We start from the raw sequence: 20,978 nt of genomic DNA on the forward strand, positions 1-20,978 counted from the left end.
CCCGCTCTGGCTTCGGCCAAGGCGGGCCATGCTTGCATTGCGGCCGGTTGAGCCGCCACGGGAAATCAGGGAAAGAGCGGCATCGTGAAAGTCACCGGCGCGAATATCGACGAACTGACGCAGAAGGCGGAACTGGAGTTCCACGACGAGGCGACGACGCGCTTTGCCGACATGAACCGGCTCCTCGACCAGATCGCCGAATCCGGCGCCGAGGACACCTATGTCTCCGCCCTGCTCGGCCATGCCCATAACCTGCGCATCACCGGCAATTCCTTCGGTTTTCCCATCATCAGCCTGATCGCCCAGCGCCTTGAGAGCTATCTCAACGACATGTCGCAATGGTCGGAGAAGACCCAGCGCGATGTGCAGGAGTTCAACGATGCGATCGGCGAGATGCTGGAGCGGAAATCCCAGCCCGACGAGGACGAGATCGTGCGTGTCGCGCGGCCTCCCCTCCCATGTCAGCCGCACTTTCTCGCCGGGCGATGTCGAGGTGCGCAATGTCGAAATCCTGCTGGTGACGCCGGCCCGGTCCATCGCCAAGATCCTCTCGAAGCAGATCATGGCCTGCGGCTTCCGCGTCAATTCGGTCCATGACCCGATCGAAGGCCTCACCATGGCCCTGCGCCTGCGTCCCGACATGGTCATCACAAGCCAAGTGATGAAGGGTTTGAACGGCGTCGACCTCATCCGCGCGCTGAAGGCGATGGAAGTGACCGAGAAGATCCCCTGCGCGGTCTTGACCAGCCAGGAACTCGACGCCGCCGCCTTCTCGCGCCTGCCCGAGGGCAGCCCGGTGCTCCGCTCCGGTGGCAATTTCGCCGATGATTTTGCGAAAGTGGTGACGCAGTTCGGGTTGGGGTGACCGGCGCTGTCTGGCTCGGCCGGCTGGCAGCATGACCGATCCCGCGGTGGCACTCGACATTTCGCTGGAGGAGGCCGCGTCGCCGCGCGTCAGCGCGTTTGACGCCTATTGGCGGGCAAAATGCGCTGATGGCCGATTGCCCATGCGCAGTGCCATCGATCCGGCCGAGATCAAGCCGCTGCTTCCCTTTCTGCTGATTGCCGAGATCGAGACGGCGCCCTTCCGCGTCCGCTATCGCCTCGACGGATCGCAGAATGCGAGCATCAACGGTCCGTTCACCAACCAATATCTCGATGAGCTGGAACAGCAACCGTCAGACTTGCGCAATGTGCTCAGCATCGCCTACCAGACCAGCGTCGGCGAACGCCGCCCGGTCTATTGCCGTCACCATGTGCTGACCAGGTCCGGCGTGAAACTGCCCGCCAGCGCCGGCATCTGGCCGCTGGCCGATGCCGATGGCAGCGGCCGCGTCACCCGCTGCGTCGGCCTGGAAGATTATCCCGACCTGGGCTGAAGCCGCCCACAGAGCCAATTTCCAGGTTAGCGCCATGACCGAGACATCGAAGCTGGACTGGACGGACATCACCTGACCGGGCAAGAAACCGATCGCTGCCCCGACGCCCCTTAAGACAACCTTCCTGCCTTAATTTTCCGTCTTCGCGCCCCATCTCCGTCATTAACCATTCCTTTGCCTTAATACGCGGAGAATGCGTTTAATAGTTCTGGGGTTGATCCGGTGCCTTGGGGAGATGGTTGGGCGTTGCGGTCGCTAGGAGGGTCATGAGCGACATGTCGGCGACGCACGGGGTGGCACAACCCTGGCTGGCCAGCTATCCGCCGGCGGTGGACGGCACGACGCCGATCGTCGGCAAGCCGGTCTATGCGCTGCTCGACGACACGGCGGCCCAGCATCCCGGCAATGACTGCGTCGACTTCCTCGACAAGCATTACACCTATGCCGAGATCAAGCGCGAGAGCGACAAGGTGGCGAAGGGCCTGCAGCAGATCGGCCTCAAACCCGGCATGCGCTTAGGGCTGTTCCTGCCCAACTGTCCCTATTTCGTCATCTTCTATCATGGTGCCCTGAAGGCCGGGGCGTGCCTGGTCAATTTCAACCCGCTTTACGCCGAGCCCGAGATCGAGCGCCAGATCGCCGATGCCGAGGTCGATTTCATGGTGACCCTCGACGTCACCCAATTGCTGCCCAAGCTCGATTCCGTGCTGGCGAAATCGCGGGTGAAATCGGTCATCGTCTGCCCGATGGCGCACCAGCTGCCCTTCCCGAAGAACCTCGTTTATCCCTTCGTCATGCGCAGCGCCCATGCGCGCATGAAGATCGACAGCCGCCACATCGCCTATAAGGATCTGGTCCACAATGACGGCGCCTATGCGCCGGTCGAGATCGACCCCGCGAAGACCGTGGCCCTGCTGCAATATACCGGCGGCACGACGGGCGTCCCCAAGGGCGCCATGCTCAGCCACGCCAATGTCTATATCAACGCCATCCAGTCGAAGCGCTGGTTCTATACCGTGGACAGCCCGCAGGCGAAGACCATCGGCGTGCTGCCGCTGTTCCATGCCTTCGCCATGACCTGCGTCATGAACTGGACGCTGGCAGTGGGCGGCTGCATGATCCTGGAACCCAAATTCGACACGTTGAAACTGCTGCGCCTGGTGCACCGCAAGCGACCGACTGCTTTGGTCGGCGTGCCCACTTTGTTCAACGCGCTTCTCAACTTTCCGCAGTTCAAGGATTACGACCTCTCCTCCCTCGTCTTCGCCATTTCGGGCGGCGCACCCTTGCCCGTCGAGATCCGGAAGAAGTTCGAAGCGGAAAGCGGCTGCCGCCTCATCGAAGGCTACGGCCTCTCGGAAGCCTCGCCCGTCTGCAGTTGCAATCCCGTCCATACCGGCGGCAAGACCGGCTCGATCGGCCTCCCCTATCCCTTCACCTCCTGCGAGATCGTCTCGCTCGATGACCGCAAGACCCGCATGCCGGTCGGCGAAAAAGGCGAGATCTGCTTCCGTGGCCCCCAGGTGATGCTGGGTTACTGGAAGCGCCCAGATGCCACTGACGAGGTGATCATCGATGGCTGCCTGCATACCGGCGATGTCGGCCATATCGATGAAGAGGGTTTCGTCTTCATCACCGACCGGTTGAAGGAGATGATCAACGCCTCGGGTTTCAAGGTCTATCCGCGCGTCATCGAAGAGGCGATCTACGAACACAAATCGGTCAAGGAATGCGCCGTCATCGGCATCGACGATCCCTATCGCGGGCAGACCATCAAGGCCTACATCGTGTTGAAGGATGGCGAGACCTGCAGCCAGGAAACCCTCGACGCCTTCCTCGACACACGCATCTCGAAGATCGAGAAACCGCGCTTCTATGAATTCCGCGCCGATCTGCCCAAGAGCATCATCGGCAAGATCCTGAAGAAGAATCTGGTGGACGAGGAAAAAGCCCGCGCCGCCGCAAAGGAGAAGATGTGATGAAAGACGCCGTCATTGTGGGCTATCAGCGCTCACCCTTCCATTTCGCCAACAAGGGTGCGCTCATCAAGGTGCGGCCCGACGATATGGCTGCCGCCGTGGTAAAGTCGCTCATCACCAAGACCGGCGTCGAGTCAAAGGATATCGAGGATCTGCTGCTGGGCTGCGCCTTCCCCGAAGGCGAGCAGGGCTTCAATGTGGCGCGCCTCATCGCGATGATCGCGGAGCTGCCGCAATCGGTCGCCGGCGCCACCATCAACCGCTTCTGCGGCTCCTCCATGCAGAGCATCCACATGGCAGCCGGGGCCATCGCCCTTGGCGCCGGTGAGGCGTTCCTCTGCGGTGGTGTCGAGAGCATGACCCGCGTCCCCATGCTGGGCTTCAACCCGATGCCGAACCCGGCGCTCAACGACCGGCTGCCCGCCGCCTATATCTCAATGGGCACCACCGCCGAGAACGTCGCCAACAAATACAAGATCAGCCGGGCCGAGCAGGAAGAATTCGCGGTCGCCAGCCAGAACAAGGCGAGTGCCGCGCGCGCCGCCGGCAAATTGAAGGACGAGATCGTCCCCATCCAGGCGGGGAAGGAGCTGGTCAGCGAAGACGGCACCATCCGCGACGGCACCACCATCGAGGCGCTGGCCGGATTGAAGCCGGCCTTCGACGCCAACGGCTCGGTCACAGCCGGCACATCGTCGCCGCTCACCGACGGCTCCGCCTTCACCCTCGTCACCTCGGCCGATTATGCCAAGGCGCATGGGCTGAAGGTACTGGCCAAGATTCGCGCCGTGTCGGTCGCCGGCTGCGCGCCGGAGATCATGGGCATCGGCCCGGTGGCGGCGACGCAGAAGGCGCTGAAGCGCGCCGGCCTCACCATCGGCGACATCGACATCATCGAACTCAATGAGGCCTTCGCCTCGCAGTCGCTGGCCTGCATCCGCGATCTCAAAATCGACATTGCCAAGGTCAATCTCGATGGCGGCGCCATTGCGCTGGGGCACCCGCTGGGGGCCACCGGCGCCCGTATCACCGGCAAGGCCGCCTCGCTCCTCAAGCGAGAGGGGAAGAAATTCGCGCTTGCCACGCAATGCATCGGCGGCGGCCAGGGCATCGCCACCATCCTGGAGGCGGTGTGATGGCCATCAACAAGGCCTGCGTCATCGGCGCGGGGGTGATGGGGGCCGGCATCGCCGCCCAGATCGCCAATGCCGGCGTGCCGGTTCTTCTCCTCGACATCGTGCCGAAAGAAGGCGCCGATCGTTCAGCGATCGCCAAGGGCGCCATCGAGAAACTGCAGAAGGCCGACCCGGCACCCCTCATGTCGAAGGCCGCCGCGAAACTCATCATCCCCGGCAATATCGAGGACGATCTCGATCAACTGGGCGATGTCGACTGGATCGTCGAGGCGATCATCGAGCGCCTCGATCTGAAGCAGGGCCTTTATCACAAGCTCGAGGGCAAGCGGAAGAAGGGCTCGATCCTCTCCTCCAACACCTCGACCATTCCGCTGAAGACCTTGGTCGAGGGTATGCCGGAAGCGGTGCAATCCGATTTCTGCATCACCCATTTCTTCAACCCGCCGCGCTACATGCGCCTCCTTGAGATTGTCGGTGGCGCGAAGACGCGCCCTGAGGTCATCAAGGACATCAGCGAATTCGGCGACCGGATGCTGGGCAAGACCATCGTCCATGCCAAGGACACGCCGGGCTTTGTCGGCAACCGCATCGGCGTCTTCTGGATGCAGGCGGCGGTCAACGCGGCTCTCGATCTCGACCTCACGGTCGAGGAAGCCGACGCCATCATGGGCCGCCCGATCGGCGCGCCAAAGACCGGGTTGTTCGGCCTCCTCGATCTCGTCGGCCTCGATCTCATGCCCCATGTCGACAAAAGCATGGCGAGCCTTTTGCAGCCAGACGACGCCTATATGAAACTGCGCCGCCCCTGGCCGCTCCTCGAAAAGATGATTGCCGACGGCTATACCGGCCGCAAGGGCAAGGGCGGCTTCTACCGGCTCAACACCGAGGGCGGCAAGAAGGTCAAGGAATCGGTCAACCTCAAGACCGGTACCTACGCTACCAGCGATCGCGCGCGTCTCGATTCCGCCGATGCCGCCAAGGGTGGCTTGAAGACCCTCGTCGATCACAAGGACAAGGGCGGGCAATATGCCTGGCGCGTGCTCTCGTCCCTCCTTTCCTATGCGGCTTCACTGGTGCCGGAGATCGCCGAGGATGTGGTCTCCGTCGATCAGGGCATGAAGACCGGTTACAACTGGAAACGCGGCCCCTTCGAGATGATCGACCAGATGGGCGCTGCCTGGTTTGCCGACAAGCTCGCCGCCGAGAAACTGCCGGTGCCGCCTTTCCTTGGCGTCGCCGCCAAGGCTGGCGGCTTCTACCGCGTCGCCAATGGCCAGATCGAGCATCTGAAACCAGATGGCACGTACACAAAGCTGGTCCGGCCTGAGGGCGTGCTGTTGCTCTCCGACGTGAAGCTCGGCGCAAAGCCCATCATCAAGAACGGCTCGGCCTCGCTCTGGGATATCGGCGATGGTGTCGCCTGCCTTGAGTTCCACAGCAAGATGAACGCGCTTGATCCCGACAGCCTGGCGCTGGTCAAGCAATCGGTCGATCATGTGGGCAAGAAGATGAAGGCCCTCGTCATCCATAACGAGGCCGAGAATTTCTCCGTGGGCGCCAATATCGGCCTCGCCCTCTTTGCCGCCAACATCGCCATGTGGCCGATGATCGATGACATGATCGCGACCGGCCAGTCGGCCTACAAGGCCGTTAAGTTCGCCCCCTTCCCCGTGGTGGGTGCACCTTCCGGCATGGCCTTGGGTGGTGGCTGCGAGGTGCTGCTCCATTGCGCCTCCATCCAGGCCCATGCCGAAACATATATGGGTCTTGTCGAAGTCGGCGTCGGCCTCATCCCCGGCTGGGGCGGCTGCAAGGAGATGCTGCTCCGCTTCCAGCCATCAGGCCGCGACCCCAAGGGACCGATGCCCCCGGTCGGCCAGGCCTTCGAGACCATTTCCTTGGCCAAGGTTGCCAAATCCGCGGCGGAGGCCAAGGAGATGCGCTTCCTGCGCCCCCATGACGGCATCAGCATGAACCGCGACCGATTGCTGTTCGATGCCAAGGCCAAGGCACTCAGTATGCTGGCGGCCGGCTATCAGGCACCAACCCCGCAGGAACTGCGCCTGCCCGGCCCCACCGCGCGGACGGCGTTGCAGCTTGCGGTCGAAGGCTTCGCGTTGCAGGGCAAGGCCCTGCCCCATGACGTGACAGTCTCCGATGCGTTGGCTGAGGTCCTCTCCGGCGGCAAGACCGACATCACCGAACTCGTCACCGAAGACCAGCTCTCGAAGCTCGAGAAGAAGGCCTTCATGACATTGCTGCACACCGGACCGACCCTTGCCCGCATGGAGCATATGCTCTCCACCGGCAAGCCGCTCCGGAACTGATGCGCGAGGAAGAAAACCATGCCCGCCTATAAAGCACCGTTGCGCGATATCCAGTTCGTGCTCACCGAATTGCTGCAGATCGAAAACCTGCCGCAGCAGATTCCCGATTTCGTCGAGGCGACGCCGGATCTGGTCGCCACGATCATCGAGGAGGCGGGCAAGTTCTGCGAAAACGAGCTGCAGCCGCTCAATCATTCCGGCGACGAGGAAGGCTGCCACTACGACAAGGGTACTGTCACCACGCCCAAGGGCTTCAAGGAAGCCTATGCCAAATTCATCGAAGGCGGCTGGACCAGCCTGCCCTGCGATCCTGAATATGGCGGGCAGGGCCTGCCAAAGCTGGTCAACTTCGCGGTCGAGGAAATGATCTGCTCGGCCAACCTGTCCTTCGGCATGTATCCCGGCCTCTCCAACGGCAATTCAACGCGATCCACGCCCATGGCAGTGACGAACAGAAGGCGCTCTATCTGCCCAAGCTCGTCGACGGCACCTGGACCGGTACCATGTGCCTGACCGAACCCCATTGCGGCACCGATCTCGGCCTCTGCAAAACGCGCGCAGAGGCAAACCCGGACGGCTCCTACAAGCTTTACGGCACCAAGATCTTCATCTCGGCCGGCGAACATGACCTCGCTGAGAACATCATCCACCTGGTGCTGGCGCGTCTCCCCGATGCGCCGGCCGGCATCCGCGGCATCTCGCTTTTCGTCTGCCCGAAATTCCTGCCGGACAAGGATGGCAAGCCCGGCGCCCGCAATCCGGTCGTGTGCGGCTCGATCGAGAAGAAGATGGGTATCAAGGCGTCCTCCACCTGCGTCATGAATTTCGACGGCGCACAAGGCTGGCTGGTGGGTAAGCCGCACAAGGGCATGTCCGCCATGTTCACCATGATGAACACGGCGCGCCTTGCGGTTGGCATGCAGGGTCTCGGCATCGCCGAGGCCGCCTATCAGGGTGCCGTCACCTATGCCCGCGATCGGCTGCAGATGCGGGCGCTGACCGGCGCCAAGTTTCCGGAGAAACCCGCCGATCCCATCATCGTGCATCCCGATGTGCGGCGCATGCTGCTCACCATCCGCAGCCTCAATGAAGGCTGCCGCGCCTTGGCCTATTGGGTCGGGCGCGAACTCGACGTTTCGCTGCATCACCCGGACCCGGAGAAGCGTCAGGAAGCCGATGATTTCGTGGCCCTGCTGACGCCTGTGGTGAAGGCGTTCCTGACCGATCATGGGTTCAACGCCGCCAATCTCGGCGTGCAGATCTATGGCGGCCACGGCTATATCCGCGAATGGGGCATGGAGCAGCTGGTGCGCGATGCGCGCATCACCCAGATCTATGAAGGGACCAACGGCATCCAGGCCCTGGACCTGGTCGGTCGCAAGCTGCCCACCGGCACCGGGCGCCTCGCCCGTCGCTTCTTCCATCCGGTGAGCGAGTATATCGAGCTTGCCAGCGAAAACCCGGAGATGGCGGAATTCGTCCTGCCTCTGGCCAAGGCTTTCGCCAAGCTGCAGCAGGCGACGGCTTGGCTGGCCCAGGCGGGCCTTGCCAACCCCAACGAAGCAGGTGCCGCCGCCACCGATTACCAGCGCCTCTTCGCCTTGGTGGCGCTTGGTTACATGTGGTGCCGCATGGTCGAGATCGCGCTTGCCAAGAAGAACGAGGACAGCGACGGCTTCTATGCCGCCAAGGTGATGACCGCGCGCTTCTATTTTGCGCGGCTGCTGCCGGAATCGAATTCGCTGTTCACCACCCTGATGGCGGGATCCGACACGCTGATGGCGATGCCGGCTGAGGCCTTCTAGGCCGCGGAAAACACTTAAAAGATAGTCATGAAGTTTAACCGATTTTAAGCTTCTGCGCGCATATCGAGCGTTTCTCACAGATGCCTGACTCTGTGCGTGAAAATCGGAGATTTCGTCACAGCCATCTCACAGCTGAGAGGTTCTTCTCACAACGGAACTGTCGCAATTTGTCGGCATTCTGAGCCCGTTGGTGACGTGCCGAGTCGGAGGAAAGAGACGAGCTTCCGACTCACCGGTGGAATGTCGGGCGCGCCACCCCCACGGGACGGGACGCTCATATGTTGTGGAAGACACGAAGAGTGGCGGGGAAAACCTGCGCCGCGGCGCTGGTACTGCTGGGCCTGCTCGCAGCCGGCCCGGCCCAGGCCGACATGGATGAAGGCTCGCTCGGCTACCGCCTCGGCACCAGCCTCACCCAATTCAAGAACATGAAACTGCCGTTCACCGGCATGCCCAAGGGCGCCACGGTGAAATGCGGCGACGATCCGGATCTGCGCAGCCGCATGGTGGGCTATGTCGCCCGCGACGAGGCGCGCTATGAAAGTGTGGGCATCCTCACCTGCCGCGTCGTGGCCACCGACCCCGCCAATCTCTCCTGGTGGCGCCCGGTCGAATTCGAGATCAATGGCGTGAAGGCCCGCTTGCGCTTCGACTTCATGGAAGTGGCCGCGGGTGGTGGGGGCGAGGAGACCTTCACCGAGGCCAGCATGGACGAAACCGGCTTCAGCGATGCCCTCTATGGTGGCACGGCCCCGGATGCCGGCGGCAGCGACTATGCCCTGGTGGCAGCACGCCTCAGCCCGGTGCATGCCAAGGACGGCTACAAGCTGCTGGCCGGCCTCAATCAGCGCTTAGGATCCGCCAAGGTGGTCAAGGACAAGGTCGAGATCGCCCCCGGCATCTCGTTCAGCATGCCGGTCCATACCTGGCAGCGCGGCAACCTCACCGTCGCCGCCTGGGATCCCAGCGAGCTCGGCCATTACGATCTGGTCTTCACCATGACCAGCGCCAAGCAGAGCCTCCAGGCCAAGCTCGACGATATCGACTAGGGCGAGACCGCGGTCTCAGCCCCTCCCTTCTATTCCCTCCCACCTTCAGGGGGGGGTAGTGGGGGGAGTCAATTCATCAAAATTTACACACAGTTTCAATTACTTAACAGAATCCGACCGCCATGCTGCGGCTTTGTGACCCGCGTCACTGCAAATCCGGTGCGACCGGCCCAATATCATAGGCGTCGGCGGGATCACCCCCCTCCCTGTGACCCCGCCGGGAGTTTCCCTGAGTTTGCGATTGAGAAATGACTTGGGTGTACCCGGATCGGACCTCTGGTCCCCAACCCCACACCCCGCCGGCGGGCGATCTCTGCCCCCCTAAACTGCCCGTCGGCGACCCTCTTCTCCCCCCATTCCGGCCCACATTTTTTCAGCGGGCGGCCCAGAAGCGTCATATCGATGTCATCTTCGCGCCCAAATGATCCGCTATTGCTGCCAGCCAATGATGCAGAACAATCAGGCGAGACCGATGCGATGAATGTCATTGCCAAGCGAGATGATGTTTTTGTGAAGCCTGTGCTGATCGGCGTGCGCGGCTGGTACTTCAAGCCCCTGAAGCAGATCCAGAGCGGCTACCGCGCCGTGCGCGCGAGTTGCCTCATGCCGCGTCCAGCCAACGATCGCTAGAGGCGTTCGCTGATCGCTACAGCTTCATCTCGATGAGGCTGTAATCCTTCGGCAGTTTCGCAGCCTTGATATCGAGGCGGTCTTCAACCAGCGGAATCTCCACGATCGTCCCCTCATCGAGGGTGAGGCGCAGGATCGCGTCGGTGAAGAGCTCGGCGGGCTTCCCCTTCTTCTCAACGAAGATGCGGTCGGTGCCCTTGGGGAAGGTCGCGTTCACCAGTTCCAGCCGCGCCATCCATTCCAGCGGCGCGTCATGGTCCATATCGTCCTGCGACGCCACCAGCATCAGGCGCTGCAAGGGCGCCGTCTCGGTCGCATAGCTGATGATGACGGCGCCGTTCTTGTTGTCGCCGAACAGCTCGTCATCGGCAGCGGTGATGCGGGCATGATGGGCAAAGAGGCGCTCGAACTCGAACCCGCCTTGCGCACCCATCGACACCCATCGCCGATAGGTATTGTCGGCCGTGGTATTGAAGAGATATTTGCCGCTTTCCAGGGAATAGATCGCCCGCGTCGGCATCTCGACGCAGCAGCCGTAGCGCGTGAGCGTCAGGAACGACCCCAGCGCATCGACCGCATCGGCCTTGGCCTCGATGGTGAAGGCGGCTTCACCCTTGCCGCTGTCGCTGAGCGGATAGGCGGTGACCTTCGCGGTCGCTGCGTCGATCACCTGTTCGATCATCGGCCCTTCGACGGCGCTCACATGCTGCTCGATCTCGAGAAGTTGATAGATGAGCGCGTTCTTCGCCGCGACCGAGGGCAGCAGATTGGTCTGGTAGCGGCGGCTGTCGGTGACGACGCGGAAATTCTCGCCCTCCTTGGCGACCGAGATGGTCGAGGGCGCCGATTCCTGCACCAATGGTTCGGCAAAGGCAAAGGACGGCGCCAGCAAGGCCGCCGCCAGCAGGAGAAAGCGCATGGATCACCTATGGTTGGATTGCGTCCCGGACAGAATCACATGACTTCGTCGCGCCGACAAGCCAACCGGTTCACGCCTATTTCAGCGCGTCCTTGATGCCATAGGTCATATAGGCGCCGCGCAGGTAAAGCGGCCGCAGCACCGGAAACGGAAATTTGGGCGGCGCCTTGCGCATGAATTCCGGACGCTCCTCCGGTCCACCCGCCATCACCCGCGCCGCAGCCCGCCCCGACCAAGTGCCCATGGCGACACCATTGCCGTGATAGCACATGGCGAAATAGGTGCCGGGCTGCTCGTCCCAGGCGCCGACATGGGGCACCAGATCCTGCGCCAGGCACAGCAGGCCCGACCAGCGATGGGTGATGTCGACATGCTTCCATTCGGGGTAATAGGCGCGGAACGCCGCCTCGATATTGTCGAGCTGCCGCTCCAGCGCATCGGGTGCTGCGGAGAGGCCACCGCGCCCGCCGAACATGAATCGGCCATCGGGCAGCAGGCGGAAATAATGGAGCAGGTAGCGCAGATCATAGACCGGCGTGGTATTGGTCCAGCCCTGCGCCCCCAGCTCGTTCTGGTTCATCGGCCGCGTCACCACGATCGACGACAAGGCCGGCAGGATGCGCCCGCCGAAATCGCCATGAAGATCCTCCGGCGTGTAGCCCGCCGTGGCGATCAGCACCTTGTTCGCCTTCACCCGGCCGCGCGGCGTGGTCAGCACATGCTTCGCCCCCTCGCGCACCCAGTTGATGACCTCGCTGTTGGCAAAGATCCGGGCGCCGGTCTTGGCGGTCGCGGCCGCAAGCCCGTTCACATATTTCCACGGGTTGAGGCCGAAGCCGACCGGATTGGCGACGCCGGCATGAAGCCCCGGCGAATTGAAGCCGCCCGCCACCAACTCTTCCTTCGACATGTAAACTTCGGTGGCGCCGAAGGTCTTCGCCATGAATTCGGCTTCTTCCTTCAGCGCATCCGCCATGTCCGGCTTGTGGGCGAGCGATATCTCACCGGTCCCGGTCTTGTCGATATCGAGCCCTTCGCGCGCCACGATCTCGGCCACCAATTCGACCGATCCCTTCTGGCTGCGCCAGAAGGTCTGCGTCTCCGCAAGGCCGAATTTCTTCAGCATCTTGCTCCAGGGCATCTTCGACGAGCCCATGCAGCAGAAACCGCCATTGCGCCCCGAGGCGCCCCAGCCGATCTCGGCCCGCTCCAGCACCACGGCCTCGATCCCATGATCGCGCTGCAGATGATAGGCGGCGGAAAGACCGGTGAGCCCGCCGCCGATGATGGCGACATCGGTCTCGATCTCGGATTCCAGCGCCGGATAGGACGGGAAATCGGTCTTCGAGTCCCGCCACCAGCTCTTGACCGGTGTTGCGGGATCGAGAGCGCTCGGATGATAAAGATGCTTCATGATTTTTTGCTCAGATTCCAACGACCGCCGCGTTCGGCATAGAACGCATCGGAATAAGGATACCACCAGGATTGCAGTTCCGCCTTGTGATCCAGCATCACCATCTTCGACTGCCGGAAGGCGTTGAGGCCGAGGCGGGAGAGCGCGCGGCCGAGGCCCGAGAGCTTCCACCCACCGAAGGGCAGCGCGTCATTGTCGCCCAGCACATTGTTGACCCAGACCATGCCGGCCTGCAATTCATCCACCGCCGCCATGGCCTCTTCAAGGTCGGCGGTGAAGATCGACGCTCCCAGGCCGAAGCGCGACTGGTTGGCGAGGCGAATGGCTTCCGCGAAATCGCGCACGCGGATGATGGGCGCCACCGGCCCGAACATTTCCGCCTGCATGAGGTCCATCTGCGGCGTGACATCGGTCAAGATGGTGGGTTCATAGAACCAGCCGGTGTTGTGCGCCGACGGCACGCGGCCGCCGCAGGCGATTTTGGCGCCCTGCGCCACCGCCTGGTCGACGAGGCGCATCACCTTGGCGCGCGCGGCTTCCGAGACCAGCGGCCCGATCTCGACATTGCCGAGGCCGGGGCCGATGCGCAAAGCCTTGGTGCGTTCGACCATGGCGCTCACAAACGCATCATGCACCTTCTCATGCACATAAAGACGCTCGGTCGAAGTGCAGATCTGCCCGGAGAGATGGAAGGCGCCGGTCACCGCCGCCGCCGCCGCGATCTCCGGATCGGCACTGTCCATGACGATCATCGGGTCCGACCCGCCGGCCTCGATGACGCAGGGCTTCAGCAGCCGCCCGCAGGCGGCGGCGACATCGCGCCCCGCCTCGACCGAGCCGGTGAAAGCGACGACGCCGATGCGGTCATCGTTGATCAATGCCTTTGCGGTCTCGACACCGCCGGTCACACAGGAAACGAGGCCAGCGGGCAGCGCCTTGAAATGTTCCATGAAAGCGAGCGTCGAGAGCGAGGTCGCTGGCGCCGGCTTGATCACCACCGCATTGCCGGCCGCCAATGACGCCGCCACAGTGAAGGCCATGAGGATGATCGGGAAGTTATAGGGCACGATATGCGCGGTGACGCCGAAAGGATACCAGCGCGCATATTGCGTCGAGCCCGGCGCGGTGGGTGCCGCCATGAACCCGCCATCGTCGCGGGCAAGTTCGGCGAAATAGCGGAAGATCGGCCCGACATTCATGAGCTCGCCCACGGATTCCGTGAAGGGCTTGCCCATCTCGAGCGTCATCAGTTCCGCAGCCGGCCCCGCCGTCGCCGCCGCCATCGCATCAGCGAGGCGATGCAAGGCCGCAGCCCGGCTCTTGCCGTCGAGCGTCGCCCAATCCTTCTGCGCTTCCTGCGCCTTTTGCAGCACCGCATCCAGCGATAGCGGCGCACATTGCGCAATCCGCCCCACGGTCGAGAGATCGGCCGGGTTCTTCACCTCGGTCAACGGCGCACTTGGCGCCGCCACATAGTCATTGGCGACGAAAATCTGGCCAAGGGTGGGATCGAAGGTTGGCATGGTGATACTCGCAGAAAAAATCGTCATGGTCGGCGAAGGCCGACCACCCACGAGTTTGCCGGCAACAGAGAGGAAGTCGTGGGTGGTCCGCCTACGCGGACCATGACGAAATGGCGTTACCGAATCATATAAACTTTCCGCACCGTCTCATGGACCCGGCAGGTGCCCTTCCAATCCTGCGGAAAGAACGCGATCGTATCGGGATAGATCTCGATCACTTCGCCGCTCTCATGGGTATAGGTGCAGCGGCCCAGCATGAAATGGCAGAACTCGTCGCGGGTCACATGGCAGTTCCAGAAGCCCGGCGTGCAGATCCAGATGCCGGTCTCGTTCTCGCCATTCGGCCCCTTGTGCAGCAGCACGCCGCTGGTCATGGACTGGCCTTCGATCATGGTCGGAATCGGGCCCCAATCCTTGACCTCGGTCACGGATTTCGGATTGTAGATCACGGGTGTGGTCATGGGTCGCCTGCTCCTATCGCAGCATATAGACATTGCGCAGGGTCTCATGGACCGTGCAGATGCCGGTCCAGCCGGCGGTGAAATGGACGCAGGTCCCGGGCTTGACCTCGATCACCTCGCCATCGTCACGCACATAAGTGGCGCGACCACTGATGAAATGACAGAACTCGTCGCGCGGGATGGAGAGCGGCCATTTGCCCGGCGTCACCACCCACAGCCCCGTTTCCGGCGAATTGCCGCCGACGCTCGCATCCGGCCGTTTGAACAGCAGACGGCCCGAGGATTTCGACGGACCTTCCAGGCAATCCGGCTGTTCGCCCCAATCGGCAAGATCGTCGAAGGTGAGGGCGTCATAGATATGCGGTGCCGAAGAATCGAGTTTCGCTCTGTTGCTCACGGTTTAAATGTCCCTGTGGTCGCGATTTCGGCCAGGATATTGGCGGCCTTCTCGGTGCCCTTGGCGGCCTGCATGTGCTTGGCTACCTCATTGAGGCGCTGCTTCATCGCCTTGTCGCCCAGCAGGCGCGCGATCATCGACGACAATTGTTCCTCGGTCCAGGTATAGCGCGGCAGCTGGTCGCCATAGCCCGTGTCGTGGATGCGCGCAGCATTGTCGAGCCCATCCCAGCAGAACGGCATGATGATCGCAGGCTTCCCGAAATAGAGCGCCTCGTTGAAGCTGTTATTGCCGCCATGATGGATGAAGAGATCGACATGCGGAATGACCGCCGGCTGCGGATACCAGCTCTCCAGATGCACATTGCCCGGCACGTCCTGATATTCGCCGATATAATCGCCGACATTCATCAGGAACCGGTAGGGCAGCTTGGCAAAGGCCTTGATGAGGTTCTTGTAGAGATCGACATCCGCCGCCCCCAGCGAGCCGTAGGACACATAGATCAGCGGCTTGTCGTTGTGCACGCTGAAGGTCGGGACGGTGTACTGCCCCTCGTCGCGCACGCAGCCTTCGAGATATTGGAAGCGCTTGGGATCGAGCGGTGTGCGGCGCTTGAAGGCGAGCGGCTTCGGATAGAGCAGGAGGTTCATGGTCGGCGAGGCCTCGAAGAACTCGCCCAGCGCATAGGGCGCATGGTCCTGATCTTTGAGGAACGCATTGAAGCGGTCATGGGTCGGTTTCACCAGTTCCAGGAACCGGTCCTCGAACGCCTTGAAACCGGCCTTGTCATTCTCGTGGCAGCCGGAGAGATGCGGCGGGATATCCGGATCGGGGATCTCGTTCTCCGAGCAGGAAATGATGCGCACCCAAGGGCAGCCCGCCTTCTTGATGGCCGGGAACAGGATGACATTGTCGACCGCGACCAGGTCCGGCTTGATGCGCGCGAGATGGGCGTTGAGGCCAGCTTCCGCGATCACCGCGGAATCGACGATCGCTTCCCAGACCGGGATCACATAGGTCGGCAGCTGATCGATGGGCGAGAGGCGGAAATGCGGCTGCTTCTCGGCGATGAAATTCGCCCAGAATTTCGCGATCTCTTCATCCGACATGCCGCCGGACATGTCGACCAGGTTTTCCTCGAAGCCATATTTCTCGAACACGCCCTTGAAGCCCTTGTCGCAGACAAAGACCGGGTTATGGCCCATGGCCCGCAGACGCTGCGCGATGCCCACACAGTTCAGCGCCGGGCCGAAGGCAGCCTCCGGAAAGAGGACGATCGTTTTTCCTTTAGTCATCGCAAACTCCCCAACTCATTCCGACAAGATCAAACTATGCGCCGCCGGCCAGCCGCACCAGACCCGGTTGCCGCGCGCGACATGGGTGGTGATCGGGTTGGCCGCATGGACGCGCGCCACCACGGGCTTGTCCTGGCCATCCAGGCGCAGATGCAGCATCAGATCCTGGCCGAGATAAGCAAGGCCCTCGACCTCCGCCGCGATGGCGCCAGCCATTTCGGCATCCTGTACCGCAATCCGTTCCGGCCGCACGGCAAGCGCGCCCGCCGCACCCAGCGGCACGTCGTCGAGATTGGCCGCATTGAACAGGCCAAGGCCCGGCACGGCGAAACCCTCGGCCACGCGCATGCCCTCGAGGAAATTCATCTGGCCGATGAAGTCAGCCACGAACCGGCTGCCCGGCCGTTCGTAGAGCGCCCGGGGTTCGCCGAGCTGTGCGATGCGGCCTTGGCGCAGCAGGGCGATCCGGTCCGCCATGGTGAGCGCTTCCTCCTGGTCATGGGTCACGACCAGGAAGGCGATGCCGGTTTCCTGCTGCAGGCGTTTCAACTCGATCTGCATCTGCTCGCGCAGTTTCTTGTCAAGCGCCCCCAAAGGCTCATCGAGCAGCAGCAGTTTCGGTCGCTTCACCAGGGCGCGCGCCAGTGCCACGCGCTGCTTCTGCCCGCCCGACAATTGCACGGGCTTCCGCTTGGCCAGTGCCGACAATTGCACCAGTTCCAGCACCGCATCGACGCGTTTAGTGAGTTCCGTCCCGCGCAAGCCTTCCATCTCCAGCCCATAGGCAACATTGCCCGCGACACTCATATGCGGGAACAGCGCGTAGGATTGGAACATGAGGTTGATCGGCCGCTTGTTGGCCTTGATGCCGGTGATGTCGACACCGTCCAGCAGGATGCGCCCCTGGTCCGGCTGCTCGAAGCCTGCGATCATGCGCAGCAACGTGGTCTTGCCGCAGCCGGACGGCCCCAGCAGCGCAAAGAACTCGTTGCCACCCACTTCCAGCGACAGATTGTCGACCGCCGCCACCGGACCGAAGCTCTTCGAGACGCCCACAACCTCCAGCAATGCGCTCATGCGTCCACCTCGCGGTTGATGCGTTGCGAGAGGAAGATGAGGAAGAACGAGACGAGCATCACGATGGTGGCCACCGCATTGACGTCCGGCGTCACACCGAATCGGATCATGGCGTAAATCTGCATGGGAAAGGTGATGGAAGCGGAACTGGGCCCGCTGGTGAAATAGGCAATGATGAATTCGTCGAACGACAAGGTGAAGCCGAGGAGTGCTGCCGCGATCACACCCGGCGCAATGACCGGCAGGGTCACCCGGCGGAAAGTCGTGAACTCACCCGCACCGAGATCGATCGAGGCTTCGATGATCGAGCGGTCGAAATGCTTGAAGCGAGTCCGCACGACGGCACACACAAACGAGATCATGAAGGCGGAATGGCTGAGGATCACGGAATGCGAGCCCAGCGTGAGCTTGATCAGCGAATAGAAGCTCAAGAGGCTGATCGCCATCACGATGTCGGGGATGATCATGGGGGCGGCGATGAGCGCCTCGGTCGCCACCCGCGGCCGCCGCTCTTCGAGCCCCATGGCGAGCAGGGTCCCGATCACGGTCGAAATGATTGTCGCTGCAAAGGCGATGAACAGCGAATTGCCCACCGAGGCGATGATCTTCTCATTGGCGAACAATTCGCCATACCATTGCAGCGAAAAGCCGGTCCAGACATTGGGCATGCCGGCCTTGTTGAAGGAGAGCGCCACCAGCACCAGGATCGGCCCATAGAGAAAGACATAGACCAGCAGCAGGTGTGCGCTGAGCCAGGCCTGGATCGGGTTCCGGCTCATGTCGTCTTCTCGTCGCGGTCGCGGCGGTTGATGAGCACCGCCTGCAAGGTGAGAAGCGCCATCATGATGAAGATGACGATGGCGGCGATCGCCGAGCCGAACGGCCAGTCCCGCGCGGTCAGGAACTGGTCATAGATGAGGTTGCCGATCATCGTCCGTTTGCCGCCGCCCAGCAGATCCGGCGTCACGAAATTGCCGATCGAGAGCACGAACACGAACACGCTGCCCGCGGCAATGCCTGGCAAGGTGAGCGGAAAGGTCACGCGCCAGAAGGTCATGAGCGGGCTGGCGCCGAGATCCGTCGAGGCCTCGCGCAGTTCCGGCGCCAGTTTCGAGATCGAACTGAACAGCGCCAGGATCATGAAAGGCACATAGGCATAGGTGAGGCCGACGATGATGGCAAAATCGTTATAGAGCAGCGGCAGCGGCGCATCGATCAATCCCAGCCCGATGAGCGACCGGTTGATCAGCCCCTCGCCGTTCAACAGCACCATCCAGGCATAGGTGCGGATGAGGTAATTGCTCCAGAGCGGCAGCATCACCAGGATGAGGAGTGCCATCTGCCGGCGCTTGGGGCTAAGGGCGATGCAGTAGGCAGCGGGATAGCCCAGCGCCAAGGAGATGAGCGTGGTGATGCCGGCGACGCGCGCGGAGTTCCAGAAGATCTCGCCATAGAGCGGGTCGATCGCGCGGACATAATTCTCGAAGGTGAAGACGTAATCGATGCCGCCATAGATGCCGCGCTCGAAGAACGAGTTCACCAGCAGCAGGGCGCAGGGGATGACCAGCAGCGCCATGATCCAGGCGATACCCGGCCCCGTCAGCACGATGCGGCGTGAAACAACCATCTTGATCCCGACAACAGAAAATGGCGGGGCTCAGGCCTTGAGCCCCGCCATGCAACGAGAAGGCTTAGTTTGCGCTGGTGATCTCGGTCACCGTCTTCGACCAGAGCTTCTGGCCCTCGCCGAGGTCACGCAGCTGCTCGAACTTCAGCAGCTCCGCGGGCGACAGGGCCAGGTTCGGATATTGCTCGATCAGCTTCGGGTCGAGCGCGTCCATGGCCGCCTTGTTCGGCACCTTGTAGAGGATGTTCTCCGCCACCCAGCGATGGACTTCCGGCTTCAGCACATAGTTGATGAAGGCTTCCGCCGCCGCCTTGTTCTCGGAGGCCGAGGTCACCACCATCGTGTCGACCCACATGTCGCTGCCTTCCTTGGGGATGACATATTTGATCTGCGCGTTTTCGGCGATGCCGTAATTGCACCAGCCGTCCCAGGCCTCGACCATCGACGCCTCGCCCGAAACCAGCTTCTGGTAGAAGGTGGTGTCGTCATAGGTCAGCAGCGTCTTCTTGGTCTCGATGAGCTGCGCTTTGGCGGCGGCGATCTCGTCTTCCTTGACCGTGTTGATCGAATAGCCCAGCGCCAGGAGCGCCGGCATCATCAGCCAACGATCGGTCGCCAGCATGGTGGTCTTGCCCTTCAGCGCATCCGTGGGCTTCAGGAGATCGTTCCAGCTGCTGGGCGCCGTGGTGACCACGTCGCTGCGATAGCAGAGGCCCGTGGTGCCCCAGGCATAGGGCACCGAATATTTGAGGCCCTCGTCATGGCTGAGCTTCATCGCCTCAGGGTACAGATTGGCGAGGTTCGGAATGTTGCCATGGTCGAGATCGGCGGCGAGGCCCAGCTTGTGGAGCGCTTCGCCGAACTGGCCGGAGACGAACAGGACGTCATAGCCCTTGCCGCCCGAGGCCACGACCTTGCCCATGATCTCTTCATTGGTGGCATGGACCGTCATTTCCGCGGCGATGCCGGTTTCCTTGGTGAAGTTCTCCAGCAATTCCTTCGGCATATAGCCATCCCAGTTCGAGATGACGATCTTGCCTTCGGCGAAAGCGGCGCTGCTCAGCGTCGCCAGGATCGCGCAAACGCCCAATCCCAATGTCTTGCGCATCATTTTTGGCCTCCCTGTTTGGCACGAGCGGAACAGCTCTTCCGGCCTCGGCAGGGTCTAGCATCATGGGTCGCGCTGGAGGCCGTCAACAGAAAAATGAAAAATCAGTTGACTATTTTCACTGAAATGTTCTGAACTCCACCCTGACGATACCCAGCCAGCCCCAGATCGCCCCTTCATTCACGAACCGATTGCAGGCATGCCAAGAAACGCGCCGAAACCGACCGCCGCCAAGCGGATAACAGCCAAGCCCCCGATCAAATCCGGCGTGCCGCCGACCAAGATCGCCGATCTGTGGCTGGGCCAGCACCTGCGCGGCTTGCGCAAGATGCACGATCTGTCGCTGGAACAGCTGGCCGGGCGCTGCGGCCTCTCCGTAGGCGCATTGTCCCAGATCGAGCGCGGCATCACCTCGCCCACCATGCGGTCGCTCCGCCGCCTGTCCGAAGTCTTCAACGTGCCGATGTCGCAGCTCTTCCACGAGGGCGAGTATCCGCCGGTCGAGGAGCTGGGCCGCATCGTGCGCGCGCAGGGGCGAAGGGTGCTTTCGCTCAACACCAGCGGTGTGCAGAAGGAACTGCTGACCCCCGCCGCCTCGGGGGCGCTTGAGATCTACCTTGTCACCATCGCGCCCGGCGGCTCCTCCGGCCCCGAGCTCTACACCCACAAGGGCGAGGAAGGCGGCTATGTCATGGAAGGCGAGATGCTGCTGGAGGTGGAGGACCGCACCTTCCACCTGAAGACCGGCGATTCCTTCCGCTTCAAAAGCCAGACCCCGCATCGCTTCGCCAACACCACGAGGAAAGAAACCGTGGTCGTCTGGACCAACGTGGTGGGGTAGTAAAGTAACGT

Annotated in this window: 19 protein-coding genes and 1 pseudogene; 10 read left to right on the forward strand and 10 right to left on the reverse strand. The window is 62.2% G+C overall.

Going from position 1 to position 20,978, the window contains the following annotated elements:
• Positions 1 to 84: 84 nt before the first annotated feature.
• The 9 genes and pseudogenes from IPK59_12215 (at position 85) to IPK59_12255 (ending at position 10,305) form a co-directional block, all read left to right on the forward strand.
• On the forward strand, positions 85 to 597 hold the full coding sequence (locus tag IPK59_12215) for an Hpt domain-containing protein (GenBank protein ID MBK8159487.1): 513 nt from the start codon (positions 85 to 87) through the stop codon (positions 595 to 597).
• Positions 518 to 865 carry a response regulator gene (locus IPK59_12220; GenBank protein ID MBK8159488.1) on the forward strand — a complete coding sequence of 116 codons (348 nt, stop codon included), beginning with the start codon at positions 518 to 520 and terminating at the stop codon, positions 863 to 865. The genes IPK59_12215 and IPK59_12220 overlap by 80 nt, the downstream gene beginning before the upstream one ends.
• Before the next feature lie 31 nt (positions 866 to 896).
• The gene (locus IPK59_12225; GenBank protein MBK8159489.1) at positions 897 to 1,379 is read left to right on the forward strand and encodes a PAS domain-containing protein; all 483 of its coding nucleotides are present in this window, start codon (positions 897 to 899) and stop codon (positions 1,377 to 1,379) included.
• Positions 1,380 to 1,654: 275 nt separating this feature from the next.
• Entirely contained in the window at positions 1,655 to 3,358 is a 1,704-nt protein-coding gene (locus tag IPK59_12230) for a long-chain fatty acid--CoA ligase (GenBank protein ID MBK8159490.1), read from the forward strand.
• Positions 3,358 to 4,494, forward strand: a complete 1,137-nt coding sequence (locus tag IPK59_12235; protein ID MBK8159491.1) for a thiolase family protein — start codon at positions 3,358 to 3,360, stop codon at positions 4,492 to 4,494. The genes IPK59_12230 and IPK59_12235 overlap by 1 nt, the downstream gene beginning before the upstream one ends.
• Positions 4,494 to 6,821, forward strand: coding sequence for a 3-hydroxyacyl-CoA dehydrogenase (locus IPK59_12240; protein MBK8159492.1), 2,328 nt, complete (start codon positions 4,494 to 4,496; stop codon positions 6,819 to 6,821). Before IPK59_12235 ends, IPK59_12240 begins: the two co-directional genes overlap by 1 nt.
• Before the next feature lie 18 nt (positions 6,822 to 6,839).
• A pseudogene (locus tag IPK59_12245) lies at positions 6,840 to 8,626 on the forward strand (acyl-CoA dehydrogenase C-terminal domain-containing protein).
• A gap of 299 nt (positions 8,627 to 8,925) precedes the next feature.
• On the forward strand, positions 8,926 to 9,675 hold the full coding sequence (locus IPK59_12250; GenBank protein ID MBK8159493.1) for a hypothetical protein: 750 nt from the start codon (positions 8,926 to 8,928) through the stop codon (positions 9,673 to 9,675).
• A gap of 432 nt (positions 9,676 to 10,107) precedes the next feature.
• Positions 10,108 to 10,305 carry a hypothetical protein gene (locus IPK59_12255; GenBank protein ID MBK8159494.1) on the forward strand — a complete coding sequence of 66 codons (198 nt, stop codon included), beginning with the start codon at positions 10,108 to 10,110 and terminating at the stop codon, positions 10,303 to 10,305.
• Positions 10,306 to 10,321: 16 nt separating this feature from the next.
• On the opposite strand, the gene IPK59_12260 is transcribed toward IPK59_12255, so the two are convergent.
• The 10 genes from IPK59_12260 to IPK59_12305 all read right to left on the reverse strand — a co-directional run bounded on the left by IPK59_12260 (position 10,322) and on the right by IPK59_12305 (position 20,129).
• Positions 10,322 to 11,224, reverse strand: coding sequence for a hypothetical protein (locus tag IPK59_12260; protein ID MBK8159495.1), 903 nt, complete (start codon positions 11,222 to 11,224; stop codon positions 10,322 to 10,324).
• A 76-nt stretch (positions 11,225 to 11,300) separates the two neighbouring features.
• Entirely contained in the window at positions 11,301 to 12,638 is a 1,338-nt protein-coding gene (locus IPK59_12265) for an FAD-binding oxidoreductase (GenBank protein ID MBK8159496.1), read from the reverse strand.
• Positions 12,635 to 14,161 (reverse strand): aldehyde dehydrogenase, encoded by a 1,527-nt coding sequence (locus IPK59_12270; GenBank protein MBK8159497.1) that lies wholly within the window; start codon positions 14,159 to 14,161, stop codon positions 12,635 to 12,637. The genes IPK59_12265 and IPK59_12270 overlap by 4 nt, the downstream gene beginning before the upstream one ends.
• 116 nt (positions 14,162 to 14,277) lie before the next feature.
• Positions 14,278 to 14,622, reverse strand: coding sequence for a cupin domain-containing protein (locus IPK59_12275; GenBank protein ID MBK8159498.1), 345 nt, complete (start codon positions 14,620 to 14,622; stop codon positions 14,278 to 14,280).
• A 13-nt stretch (positions 14,623 to 14,635) separates the two neighbouring features.
• Positions 14,636 to 15,019 carry a cupin domain-containing protein gene (locus tag IPK59_12280; GenBank protein MBK8159499.1) on the reverse strand — a complete coding sequence of 128 codons (384 nt, stop codon included), beginning with the start codon at positions 15,017 to 15,019 and terminating at the stop codon, positions 14,636 to 14,638.
• On the reverse strand, positions 15,016 to 16,314 hold the full coding sequence (locus IPK59_12285) for a glycosyltransferase (protein MBK8159500.1): 1,299 nt from the start codon (positions 16,312 to 16,314) through the stop codon (positions 15,016 to 15,018). The genes IPK59_12280 and IPK59_12285 overlap by 4 nt, the downstream gene beginning before the upstream one ends.
• A 15-nt stretch (positions 16,315 to 16,329) precedes the next feature.
• Positions 16,330 to 17,391: an ABC transporter ATP-binding protein gene (locus IPK59_12290; protein ID MBK8159501.1), complete on the reverse strand. Its 1,062-nt coding sequence runs from the start codon at positions 17,389 to 17,391 to the stop codon at positions 16,330 to 16,332.
• Positions 17,388 to 18,170 carry an ABC transporter permease gene (locus tag IPK59_12295; GenBank protein MBK8159502.1) on the reverse strand — a complete coding sequence of 261 codons (783 nt, stop codon included), beginning with the start codon at positions 18,168 to 18,170 and terminating at the stop codon, positions 17,388 to 17,390. Before IPK59_12295 ends, IPK59_12290 begins: the two co-directional genes overlap by 4 nt.
• Entirely contained in the window at positions 18,167 to 19,018 is an 852-nt protein-coding gene (locus IPK59_12300) for an ABC transporter permease (protein MBK8159503.1), read from the reverse strand. Before IPK59_12300 ends, IPK59_12295 begins: the two co-directional genes overlap by 4 nt.
• Positions 19,019 to 19,082: 64 nt before the next feature.
• Positions 19,083 to 20,129 carry a spermidine/putrescine ABC transporter substrate-binding protein gene (locus IPK59_12305; GenBank protein ID MBK8159504.1) on the reverse strand — a complete coding sequence of 349 codons (1,047 nt, stop codon included), beginning with the start codon at positions 20,127 to 20,129 and terminating at the stop codon, positions 19,083 to 19,085.
• A gap of 196 nt (positions 20,130 to 20,325) precedes the next feature.
• Between IPK59_12305 and IPK59_12310 the strand changes: the two genes are divergently transcribed.
• Positions 20,326 to 20,967: a cupin domain-containing protein gene (locus IPK59_12310; GenBank protein ID MBK8159505.1), complete on the forward strand. Its 642-nt coding sequence runs from the start codon at positions 20,326 to 20,328 to the stop codon at positions 20,965 to 20,967.
• The last annotated feature ends 11 nt before the right edge of the window (positions 20,968 to 20,978 follow it).

The sequence above is a fragment of the Rhodospirillaceae bacterium genome (genome assembly GCA_016712715.1).
Lineage (GTDB): Bacteria > Pseudomonadota > Alphaproteobacteria > Dongiales > Dongiaceae > Dongia.